Consider the following 11060-nt stretch of genomic DNA (forward strand, 5'->3'; position numbering starts at 1 on the left):
CCACTGTGGGAGCGAGCTTGCTCGCGAAGAGGTCATCACATTCAACATCATCATTGAATGGCAGACCGCATTCGCGAGCAAGCTCGCTCCCACAGGGTTCAACGGTGTGGCTTATACGCGGAACTGATCCATCAATTTCATCTGCTGACTGGCCAGTGCATTGAGCTGGCTGCTGATCGCTGCCGACTCAGTGGCTTGCTCGGTCAGTGTCTCGGTGACGGTGCGAATCGCCGAGACATTGCGGTTGACCTCTTCGGCCACCGCGCTCTGCTGCTCGGCGGCGCTGGCGATCTGCAGGTTCATGTCGCTGATCACCGTCACCGCATCGCTGATCTTGCCCAGTGCGTCCACCGCCTGACGGATCTGCCCGGCGTTGTTGTGGGCCTGGGTCTGGCTCGAGTGCATGGTCGCGACCACGCCACGGGTACCAGTCTGGATGCGCTCGATGACGATGCGGATTTCTTCCACCGAATCCTGGGTGCGTTTGGCGAGGTTGCGCACTTCATCGGCCACCACCGCGAAACCACGGCCGCTCTCACCGGCGCGGGCCGCTTCGATGGCGGCGTTCAGGGCCAGCAGGTTGGTCTGTTCGGCGATGCTGCGGATCACTTCCAGCACCGAGCCGATTTGCTCGCTGTTGACCGCCAGCGCTTCGACTTCGGTCACCGCTTTGCTGACTTCGTCGGCCAGTTGATTGATGTCGCGGGTGCTGCGTTCGATGATCGACATGCCGTCCCTGGCCGATTGATCGGCACCCTTGTCCGCGTTGGCGGCGTTCGAGGCGCTGTTGGCGACATCGTGGGCGGTGGCGCTCATTTCGTTGGACGCGGTGGCGACCTGATCGATTTCGCGGAACTGCACCTGCATGCCTTCACTGGTCTGGCGCGCAATTTCCGAAGACTGATCGGCGGTGCCCCGGGCCTCGGTGATGCTCTGCTTGATCTGGGCGATGGTTGGTTGCAGCTTGTCGAGGAAGCGGTTGAACCAGTTCACCAGTTCGCCCAGTTCATCTTTCTTGCTGTAGTTCAGGCGCTGGGTCAGATCGCCTTCGCCGCTGGCAATGTTCTTCAGCATTTCGGCAACGCTGTTGATCGGCCGGGTGACGCCGGACGCGGTCAGCCAGATCAGCAGCAGACCAATCAGGCCGGCGACCACAGCGACCAGCAGCGCGGTGATCACACCGGTTTCCTGCGCGTCGTCGAGCACCGCTTGCAGCTTGACCGAGTCGGCCAGCAGCACCTGTTTCGGCAGGTCGATGACCACGCCCCAGGCCCGCGAGTTGCCAATCGGGTCGACCGGATACACGGCGCGAATCAGCTCGCCCTGTTCGAGAATCTTCGGTGTGCCGCTGTTGATCAGTTGCAGCAGGTCCTTGCCGTCGGCGCCGAGGGTGTCAGTGATTTTCTTGCCGACCTTGGTTGCGTCGGAACTGTCGGCACCGAGCACGCCGCTGCCGGAGACGATCAGCATGTGCCCGGCGTTGTTGAACAGGTTGCGCTGGGAATCCACGGCGGCCGCTTGCAGGGCGTCGAGGGCGATGTCGACCCCGACCACGCCAATGGCCTTGCCGTCGACGATCAGCGGCACGGAAATGGTCGTCATGAGCATTTCCTTGCCACCGACGGTGTCGGCGTACGGGTCAAGCAGGCAGGTACGCTTATTGTCGCGAGGGCAGGTGTACCAGCTGTTGTACGGCGTGCCGCTGAGGCTGAGGGTGGTCTTGGTCATGTCTTCTTCGACCATGATCGTGTTCAGCGCCGAGCCGGCAGCGCGGCTCCAATACGTCGCGAAACGCCCGGCTTCGTTGGACTGGCGTGCGGCGTCATTGACGAACTCGCTGTCCTTGCCGTCGAGGCCGTTGGGTTCGAAGGCGAGCCAGATGCCGAGCACTTTGTCGTTGCGCTCGAAGGCGGTTTTCAGGCTCAGGTTCAGCTCTTCGCGCAGGGTGCCGGCGTCCAGCGAACGCTTGGCGGCCATCACCCGCATGTCCTTGATCTGGTCGGCGAGGGCGGTGATCACCGTCAGGCTTTCGCCGAAGGTTTTCTGCACCCGCACTGCTTGTTCCGCAGCCTTGGCCTGCAACAGGTTCTGCACGCTGGCGGTGAGCAACTTGTTGCTGGAGTCGCTGACCAGTTCGTCGTTCTGGTTGGTCTGGTAAATGTTCATGCCGACGATCAACGCGACCACACCGAGCAGGCACAGACCGGAGAGCAGGACGATTTTCAGGCGAATGGAGAGAGAGTCGAACATGGGGCGATCTCGTGAATGAATAAACGGGTGGCTTCGGGTACGCACGACCCGTTTCGCCAAATCCATTCAGCGCCATGCCATGCACATCGGCGCCTGGCGCAGGTGCATGAGGACGTTGCCGACGAACGGTCAGCGCTAAACGTTTGCGCAGGGGATTGTGCTGAAAAGGCGATTAATTACAGGGAAGTTTCAGGCTGATGAACGCCGGAGTGTTTTTGTGCTGATGAGGCTTTTGTGGCGAGGGAATCAGGCAGGGATAGATTCCGGGCGCGACCAGATCCACAGATTGCCCAGGCTCATCCCGGCAATCGCCAGGTAAACCGGCCAGCCGTCATCGAGCATGATCAGCATCAGTGTCGCGCACAGCACCATGCTGACCGTGGCGCTGACCTTGGCTTTACGCGCGATGATCTTGCCGTTGCGCCAGTTACTCAGGATCGGCCCGAACAGCCGATGGTTTTCCAGCCAGGCACTCAGGCGCGGCGAGCTGCGGGTCGCGGCCCAGGCGGCGAGCAGGATGAACTCGGTGGTCGGCAGGCCGGGCACGACGATGGCAATCAGGCCAATGCCGAGGCTGACGTAGGCCAGCAGGCCGAACAGCAGGCGGGCGAGTTTCGAGGAGGCGGGTTGCGGCATGGGCTCGGGATTGCAGTGAGGCGAAACGGGGATTCTACAGGCTTGCACAGATCCCTGTGGGAGCTGGCTTGCCAGCGATAGCGGTGGGACAGTCGACATCGTATTGACTGATCTATCGCCATCGCTGGCAAGCCAGCTCCCACAGGGTCTTGTGTTGTGTCAGTCAGGCCGGTTCTGCTTCGGTGGCGTAAGCCTGTTCCAGCAGCACGGTGAAGCGGTTGAACGCATCCAGTGCACCTTGCTCGACTTCAGCCTCTTCTTCAGCGCTGAACTGCAGCGAATCGAGCGTACGCACAAAGCGCTTCCAGCCTTCGGCACGGCCGCCTTCTGGCTCGCTGAGGTGACGGGCACCGAAGGTTTCGCTCAGCTCCAGCGCGACGGCGCGCTTGATCAGGAACGCCGCGCCGAGCTTCGACCCTTCGGAAACAAACAGCCAGCCCAGGGCGCGGGCCTTGCTCGGGTTGGCCACGGCACCCGCCACTGGCGCCGGGACTTCGGTGTCCAGATCAGCGAGATCAGCCTTGGCCGCTTCCGCGCGGCAACGGGCCGGCAGATCCGGAACGATGGCGCTCAGTTCAGCGTCGTTGTAGAGGTCGACCAGTTCCGACTGGAACAGGTACTGCGCCACCACAAAACGGGCGAAGCTGGCGCGGGTCTCGAACGGCGCGTGGGCTTTGACCAGGGCGTCGAGCTTGCTGTGCGGCTCGTGGGTGATCTGGTTCAGGCGTTGTGAACGCAGGGCTTTTTCCGAAATGGTCATGACATGTCCTTGATAAAAGAGGCGCTTGATAACGAGACGAACAAGGCAACGTGCAAGCGTAAAAAAACCTCACGGCGCGGTGCCTGAACACACGCCGTGAGGTTGACTGGATCAGATGTCCCAGATCAGGTTGATCGCGAAGTTGCGGCCCGGTTGGGTCAGGCGATCAAGGTTGGCCGGTTGCGTTACCGAGGCCTCGCCGACGCTGTCGTAACCGCGCACGTCATCCCACAGCCAGTATTTCTTGTCGGTCAGGTTGTAGATGCCGCCGCTGACAGTGACGTCGTCGGTGACTTTGTAGTACCCGGCCAGATCAAGAATGCCGAAGCCCGGGGTTTTGAACTGACTGCTGACGCCATCCGGCGACTTGAAGTTGCTGTCGTCGACGCGGTCCTTTTTCTTCACCACGGTCCAGCTCAGCAGGCCGCCGTAGTGGTCCTGGTCGTAACCCAGGCCGAACACGCCGGTCAGCGGATTGACGCTGTTGAGTGGCTCGCCGTTGTCGTTGTTGCGACCGTAGGCGTAGGCGATCGAGCCCTGGGTGTAGAGGCCTTGCGGCGCGCCAAACGCATCCAGATTCAAGCGACCTTTGATTTCCGCGCCCTTGATGGTGGCGTGCTTGATGTTGGCCGACTGGAACGTCAGTTCGTTGCGGCCCGGGGTCACAGCGTCTTCGTTGATGAAATCGCGGTACTTGTTATAGAACACCGCCACATCGAACGAGCCTTGTTCGAATTGGCCACGCAGACCGGTTTCGTAGCTTTTGCTTTTTTCCGGTTCGAGGTCCGGGTTCGGCGCCACGCTATAACCGGTGGTGGTGTTTTCGAAGCGGCCGTACAGGGCTTTCGCGGTCGGCGTGCGGAAACCTTCGGCGTACTGACCGTACCAGGTGTAGTGGTCGCTCAGGGCGTAGGTCAGGCCGAATTTTGGCGAGACTTTGTGCCAGGTCTTGTTCTCGTCGCTGACCGTGCCTTGGCCATCAGCCGCCACGGTATTGAGAAATTCCTGGGTGATGTGCGGTTTGAGCTGGGTGTAGTCGTAGCGCAGGCCCGGCAGGAAGGTCCAGTTGTTCCAGCTGATCTGATCCTGAGCGAACACGCTGTAGGTGTTGATGGTCGGGTCCGGGAAGTCGGTAGCCTTGGCCAGCACGTCAGCGCTACTGGTCGCACCAATGGCGGTGCAGCCACGACCGACGGCCAGGCACGTGCCGTTGCCGCTGCGCGAGCCGGTGACTTTCTGTTGCTTGATGGTGGTGCCGTAAGTCAGGACGTGATCGGTCTCGCCGATGGCGAAGGCCTTGTCCAGCTGAGCGTCGAACACCCACTGCTTTTCTTCGTAAAGGGTGTCACGGGTGCGCAGCACTTTACGGGTGATCGGGTAGTAGAACTCGGTGGTGCTCTGGTCGGTCTTGGCGATCTGGTGGTTGAGGCTCCACTTCACGTTGTCGACCAGCAGGCTGTCGAGGGCGAACGAGTGTTCGATGCCGAAACGCTCACGGGTAATGGTGTCGTTGCCGGTCCGCCACTGGTACATGCCGCCGGGCAGTACGCTGTTCGGAATGGTCGGTGCGCCATTGAAGTACGGCCCGCCATAAGCACTTTTCTGATCGGTGTCGCGATCATCCTTGTACTTTTCGTAGGTCAGGCCCAGACGCGAATCTTCGTTGTAGTTCCAGCCGATCTTGGCCAGTACGTTGTAGGCGTTGACGTCTTCCGGGTTGGCGGCGGTGCGTTGCAGACCGGTGCCGTTGTTGCTGCCGTAGGAGTCGGTTTCATGGCCGTCGCGCTGGCTGTAGTGCAGCAAGCCGTCGAACTGCTCGGCGCGGCCGGCGACGGTGGCGGATTTCAGCCAACTGTCATCGGCCGAGCTGTAGCCGGTTTTCAGGCGCGCGCCGACGTCCTTGCCGGGCTTGATGATGTCGTCCGGGTCGAGGGTGTAGTAGCTGACGGCGCCGCCGATGGCGTTGCTGCCGTACAGCACCGAGGCCGGGCCGCGAAGGATTTCCACGCGTTTGACGATTTCCGGGTCGACGTAATTGCGCTGGGTCTTGGCGTACGGGCCGTTGAAGAAACCGTCCGGCACTTCGACACCGTCGACTTGGGTCAGGATGCGGTCGCCGTCGATACCACGGATGTTGTAGCCGCTGATGCCGCCGCGCTGACCGGCACCGCCGACGGACACGCCCGGTTCGTAGCGCACCAGATCCTTGATGGTGTTGATGTTGTTGCGGTCCAGATCCTGGCGGGTCTGCACGGTGACAGTGGCCGGCACGCTGTTGACCGACTGCTCCTGACGGGTGGCGCTGATGGTCACCTGATCCAGATTGAGCGTGCCGCTGGCGTTGCGTTTTTCCAGTACGACGTTGTTGTTGCTGATTTTGCGGAAGCTCAGATTGGTCCCCACCAACAGACGCTCCAGGGCTTTTTCCGGTGGCAGCGAGCCACGCACGCCCGGCGAGGACACTCCCTGACCCAGTTCTGCCGGCAAGCCGACCTGCCAACCGGTCACGGCGGTGAAGGCATTGAGCGCCGACACCAGCGGTTGCTGGCCGATCGAGAACGAATAATCACCCATGTTGCGCGCCGGTTGTTCGGTGGCAGCCATCAGCGGTGCAGTGCCGGCCATGAGGATGGCGGCCGTCAGCAGCGACAATACGCGGGAAGGGGAAGCAGTCTGGCGGGTAAGGCGAGAGGACATCGATAGCGCTCCGTGTCGCACGAATCTTTATAGGTGCTGATCCGCATCAGAAGATGCGAATCAATTGCATTGGCTATAACGAGACGAACGGACTTTCGCTATCGAGTAAAAATAATTCTCATTTAGTTCAGGATCACCAGCGCCGGGAATTCCTGCAGGCGCGCCGATGTGATGTGGGCGAGGGAGCGCACTGCGTCCAGTGGTTGGTCGAGGCGATAGTTACCGGTGACGTTGACGTCGGCCAGCTCCTCGTTGGTGTTGATGATCCAGCCCGGGTAGTAGCGGCGCAGTTCCGCCAGGACCTGATTCAACGGGCAGTTCTCGAACACCAGCCGGCCCTGGACCCAGGCCAGGTCGGTGGTGGCATCGAGCTTGGCCGGGCGATCAAAACCGTTGGGGCCGATGCGGATGCTCTCCCCGGCGGACAACCGCACCCGTGCATCGTTGTGGGTGGCGCGCAGATCGACATCGCCGCGTTGCACATTGACCTGCGCCACGCCGTCCAGATAACGCACGGCGAACGCGGTGTCGCGCACGCTGGCCTGTACCGGGCCGGCGTCGATTTCCAGTGGCTGAGCACGGTTGGCGGCGACCTCGAAAAACGCTTCGCCCTGATACAGCCGTGCTACTCGCTGGCGCTCGTTGATGGTGCTGGAGAATGCGGAGTTGGTGTTGAGCAGCACCTTGGAGCCATCCTCCAGTTGCAGGCGCTGACGCTCGCCGACCACGGTCAGGTGATCGGCCTGGAGGCGCATCGGCAGGTTGCTGAAACTGAACAGGCCGAGGATCAGCACGGCGGCGGTGGCCAATGGTTTCCAGTGCGGACGCAGACGTTTGAGGACAGTGATTTTTGCAGGCTGCGCAGCGAGACTCTGCGCGCATTGCACCACTTGCGGGCCATCCCAGATCGCCTGAGCCTTGGCGAACGCCTCGGCATTCAACGGATCGGCCGCCAGCCAGGCGTGGAACTGCCGGGTCTGCTCCTCGTCCGGGCTGCCGAGCACGATGAGCCAGTCCAGAGCCTGGTCCATTGCACGGGCGGCGTCCTGCGCCGTTGCGGGCGAAGGCGGGCGGTGGGTGTCCGTCACGGTGTGTCCTCGAGCTTTTGCAAAGCAGTTTCAAGTTTCAAGCCGCAAGCTGCAAGTCAGATGCGTGTACTGCTTTTGGTTTTTACTTGGGGCCTGAAGCTTACAGCTTGCCGCTGCTGTCGTGTCGTTCAGCGACACCGATGCAGATCGACATGATCAGCTTGAGTTCCTTCTGCACGGTGCTGAGGGATACGTTCAACTCGTCGGCGATTTCCTGATAGCTGTGCCCGTGCAGGCGGCTGAGGATGAAAATCTGCTGCTGGCGGGGGCTGAGTTGACTGAGGCTCACGTTCAGACGCTCCAGCAATTGTTCGGCGTGGGCGGCGTCTTCGGCGCTGCTGGCAGGGGCAGCGACGCTGTGCACGACATCCTGCGGCACGTCGTCGACCATGGTTCGCGAGTGAATCTTGCGCGCACGCAAATGATCCAGCGCCAGATTGCGTGCAGTCTGGAAGACAAAAGGTTCGAGGTGATCGACGGTTCGTTCGCTCAACGCCCGCGTCACGCGCAGGTAGGTTTCCTGCAGCAGGTCTTCGGCGGTGCTGTGGTTGTTGACCATCCGTTCCAGCGTACGCAGCAGCGAAGTGCGCTGCGTGAGGAAGACGTGGTGGAAGCGCGACTGACTCACGGGGGAACCTGATCCATTTTGAGCGAATGATAATATTTATCATCTAGCTCAATGGTCAAGTGTTGATTTCAAATTGAAATCGAAACCCTGTGGGAGCGAGCTTGCTCGCGAAGGCGTAGTGTCAGCCAATTCAACTAGCGACTGACCCACCGCTTTCGCGAGCAAGCTCGCTCCCACAGGGATAGGGGGATTACTTGAGATTACTCGGCGTTGCACAGCGCCAGGCAGTTATCCAGCATACGGTTGGAGAAGCCCCACTCGTTGTCATACCACGCCAGCACCTTCAGCAGTTTGCCGCTGGCTTTGGTGTGGTTGGCGTCGAAGATCGACGACAGCGGGTTGTGGTTGAAGTCGCTGGAAACCAGCGGCAACGTGTTGTAACCCAAAATTTTCGAGTGCTGGCTGGCCGCTTTCATCAGCGCGTTGACTTCGTCGGCGCTGGCTTCCTTTTTCAGCTGCACGGTCAGGTCCACCAGCGATACGTTGATCACCGGTACACGCACGGCCATGCCGGTCAGTTTGCCCGCCAGTTCCGGCAGCACCAGGCCCACCGCTTCAGCGGCGCCGGTCTTGCTCGGGATCATGTTCTGCGTGGCCGAACGTGCGCGGTACGGGTCGGTGTGGTAGACGTCGGTCAGGTTCTGGTCGTTGGTGTAGGCATGAATGGTGGTCATCAGACCGCTTTCGATGCCCAGCTCGCGGTGCAGCACCTGCGCCACGGGCGCCAGGCAGTTGGTGGTGCACGATGCATTGGAGATGATCTGGTGCGACTGGCGCAGAATGTCGTGGTTAACACCATAAACGACGGTGGCGTCGGCGCCTTTGGCCGGGGCCGAGATGATCACTTTGCGTGCGCCGGCCGTAATATGCGCGGCCGCTTTGGCGCGATCGGTAAAGAGACCGGTGCATTCGAACACCACATCAATCTTTTCCGCCGCCCATGGCAGTTCGGCCGGGTTGCGAATCGCGCTGACCGCAATGCGGTCGCCGTTGACGGTCAGACTTTCATTGTCATGCTCGACTTGCGCGTCGAACGTGCCGTGAACGGTGTCGTATTTGAGCAGATGGGCATTGATCGAGCTGTCGCCCAGATCGTTGATGGCGACGATCTGCAAATCCTGTCGATAGCCTTGGGTATACAGTGCGCGCAGGACATTACGGCCGATGCGGCCAAAACCATTGATTGCGATTCGAAGAGTCATTGAACAGCGCCGCCGTCGTTTTGTTGTTGGAATTACAAGATTATTCGCATAAAAATAGAAAACAAGCCTTTTTAGTGGCAATATTTTGTTTTATCTACAACGAGTGACCTGAATCAACTGGTCCGAATGGTCAAAAAAGCCGTCTGTCATTCCAACAACAACGGCGTTTGATCAGCATAGACAATCAGGTCGCCACATCCGTTAGCCTGGAGTTCTACACATGCATCCCCGCGTCCTTGAGGTCACCGAACGGCTTATCGCCCGCAGCCGCGCCACGCGTCAGGCTTACCTTGCACTGATTCGCGGCGCCGCCACTGACGGGCCGATGCGCGGCAAACTGCAATGCGCCAACTTCGCCCACGGCGTGGCCGGGTGCGGCAGCGAAGACAAGCACAGCCTGCGGATGATGAACTCGGCGAACATCGCCATTGTTTCGTCGTATAACGACATGCTCTCGGCGCACCAGCCATACGAAGTGTTTCCGCAACAGATCAAGAATGCCCTGCGCGAAATCGGTTCGGTCGGCCAGTTCGCCGGCGGCACGCCCGCCATGTGCGATGGCGTGACCCAGGGTGAGCCGGGCATGGAGCTGAGCCTGCCGAGCCGCGAAGTGATCGCCATGTCCACGGCGGTGGCGCTGTCGCACAACATGTTCGATGGCGCGCTGATGCTCGGCATCTGCGACAAGATCGTCCCGGGCCTGATGATGGGTTCGCTGCGTTTCGGTCATCTGCCGACGATCTTCGTCCCGGGCGGACCGATGGTCTCGGGGATTTCCAACAAGGAAAAAGCCGACGTGCGGCAGAAGTACGCCGAAGGCAAGGCGACCCGTGAAGAGCTGCTGGAATCGGAGATGAAGTCCTACCACAGCCCGGGCACCTGCACCTTTTACGGCACCGCCAACACCAACCAGTTGCTGATGGAAGTCATGGGCCTGCACTTGCCGGGCGCTTCGTTCGTCAACCCGAACACGCCGCTGCGCGATGCCCTGACCCGCGAAGCCGCGCATCAGGTCACGCGCCTGACCAAGCAGAACGGCAACTTCATGCCGATCGGCGAAATCGTCGACGAGAAGGCGCTGGTCAACTCGATCGTCGCATTGCACGCCACCGGCGGCTCGACCAATCACACCCTGCACATGCCGGCCATCGCCATGGCCGCGGGTATTCAACTCACCTGGCAGGACATGGCCGACCTCTCCGAAGTCGTGCCGACCCTGAGCCACGTCTACCCGAACGGCAAAGCCGACATCAACCACTTCCAGGCCGCTGGCGGCATGTCGTTCCTGATCCGCGAACTGCTCGAAGCCGGCCTGCTGCACGAAGACGTCAACACCGTGCTCGGCCACGGCCTGAGCCAGTACACCAAGGAGCCGTTCCTCGATAACGGCCAGTTGGTATGGCGTGAAGGCCCGACCGACAGCCTCGACGAAAACATCCTGCGGCCGGTCGCTCGCGCGTTCTCGCCAGAGGGTGGCTTGCGGGTGATGGAAGGCAACCTTGGCCGCGGGGTGATGAAAGTCTCCGCCGTCGCGCTGGAAAACCAGATCGTCGAGGCGCCAGCGATGGTGTTCCAGGATCAACAGGATCTGGCAGACGCGTTCAAGGCCGGTTTGCTGGAGAAGGATTTTGTCGCGGTGATGCGCTTCCAGGGCCCGCGCTCCAACGGCATGCCCGAGTTGCACAAGATGACGCCGTTCCTTGGCGTGCTGCAGGATCGCGGCTTCAAAGTGGCGCTGGTGACTGACGGGCGCATGTCCGGCGCGTCGGGGAAAATCCCGGCGGCGATTCACGTCAGCC

General features: G+C 60.9%; 8 protein-coding genes and 1 pseudogene. 1 reads left to right on the forward strand and 8 read right to left on the reverse strand.

Annotation, left to right across the window (positions count from 1 at the left end; translation table 11 throughout):
* Positions 1 to 111: 111 nt before the first annotated feature.
* From DBR24_RS34805 to gap, 8 genes and pseudogenes are all read right to left on the reverse strand, one after another.
* Positions 112 to 867: a methyl-accepting chemotaxis protein gene (locus tag DBR24_RS34805; protein ID WP_371921259.1), complete on the reverse strand. Its 756-nt coding sequence runs from the start codon at positions 865 to 867 to the stop codon at positions 112 to 114.
* 150 nt (positions 868 to 1017) lie between these two features.
* Positions 1018 to 2316, reverse strand: a pseudogene (locus tag DBR24_RS34810) (cache domain-containing protein); the annotation flags it as partial.
* A gap of 180 nt (positions 2317 to 2496) precedes the next feature.
* On the reverse strand, positions 2497 to 2886 hold the full coding sequence (locus tag DBR24_RS10095; protein WP_128614655.1) for a YbaN family protein: 390 nt from the start codon (positions 2884 to 2886) through the stop codon (positions 2497 to 2499).
* A 163-nt stretch (positions 2887 to 3049) separates the two neighbouring features.
* A complete protein-coding gene (locus DBR24_RS10100) occupies positions 3050 to 3646 on the reverse strand; it encodes a biliverdin-producing heme oxygenase (protein ID WP_128614656.1) in 597 nt (198 codons plus the stop codon).
* A 111-nt stretch (positions 3647 to 3757) separates the two neighbouring features.
* Positions 3758 to 6343 carry a TonB-dependent receptor gene (locus tag DBR24_RS10105; RefSeq protein WP_128614657.1) on the reverse strand — a complete coding sequence of 862 codons (2586 nt, stop codon included), beginning with the start codon at positions 6341 to 6343 and terminating at the stop codon, positions 3758 to 3760.
* 122 nt (positions 6344 to 6465) lie between these two features.
* Entirely contained in the window at positions 6466 to 7431 is a 966-nt protein-coding gene (locus DBR24_RS10110) for a FecR domain-containing protein (protein WP_123467158.1), read from the reverse strand.
* 100 nt (positions 7432 to 7531) lie between these two features.
* Positions 7532 to 8059: an RNA polymerase sigma factor gene (locus DBR24_RS10115; protein WP_128614658.1), complete on the reverse strand. Its 528-nt coding sequence runs from the start codon at positions 8057 to 8059 to the stop codon at positions 7532 to 7534.
* Positions 8060 to 8259: 200 nt separating this feature from the next.
* A complete protein-coding gene (gap, locus tag DBR24_RS10120) occupies positions 8260 to 9261 on the reverse strand; it encodes a type I glyceraldehyde-3-phosphate dehydrogenase (RefSeq protein WP_123467154.1) in 1002 nt (333 codons plus the stop codon).
* A 220-nt stretch (positions 9262 to 9481) separates the two neighbouring features.
* Between gap and edd the strand changes: the two genes are divergently transcribed.
* Positions 9482 to 11060, forward strand: a 1579-nt coding sequence (gene edd, locus DBR24_RS10125) for a phosphogluconate dehydratase (protein ID WP_128614659.1), incomplete at its 3' end; no start/stop codon positions are given.

This window comes from Pseudomonas sp. HMWF006, assembly GCF_003061205.1.
Lineage (GTDB): Bacteria > Pseudomonadota > Gammaproteobacteria > Pseudomonadales > Pseudomonadaceae > Aquipseudomonas > Aquipseudomonas monsensis.

Bases quoted from the DNA above. Each gene is read 5' to 3' on its own strand.
- DBR24_RS34805 (WP_371921259.1), bottom strand. From the start codon at position 867: ATGCAGGTGCAGTTCCGCGAAATCGATCAGGTCGCCACCGCGTCCAAC.
- DBR24_RS10095 (WP_128614655.1), bottom strand. From the start codon at position 2,886: ATGCCGCAACCCGCCTCCTCGAAACTCGCCCGCCTGCTGTTCGGCCTG.
- DBR24_RS10100 (WP_128614656.1), bottom strand. From the start codon at position 3,646: ATGACCATTTCGGAAAAAGCCCTGCGTTCACAACGCCTGAACCAGATC.
- DBR24_RS10105 (WP_128614657.1), bottom strand. From the start codon at position 6,343: ATGTCCTCTCGCCTTACCCGCCAGACTGCTTCCCCTTCCCGCGTATTG.
- gap (WP_123467154.1), bottom strand. From the start codon at position 9,261: ATGACTCTTCGAATCGCAATCAATGGTTTTGGCCGCATCGGCCGTAAT.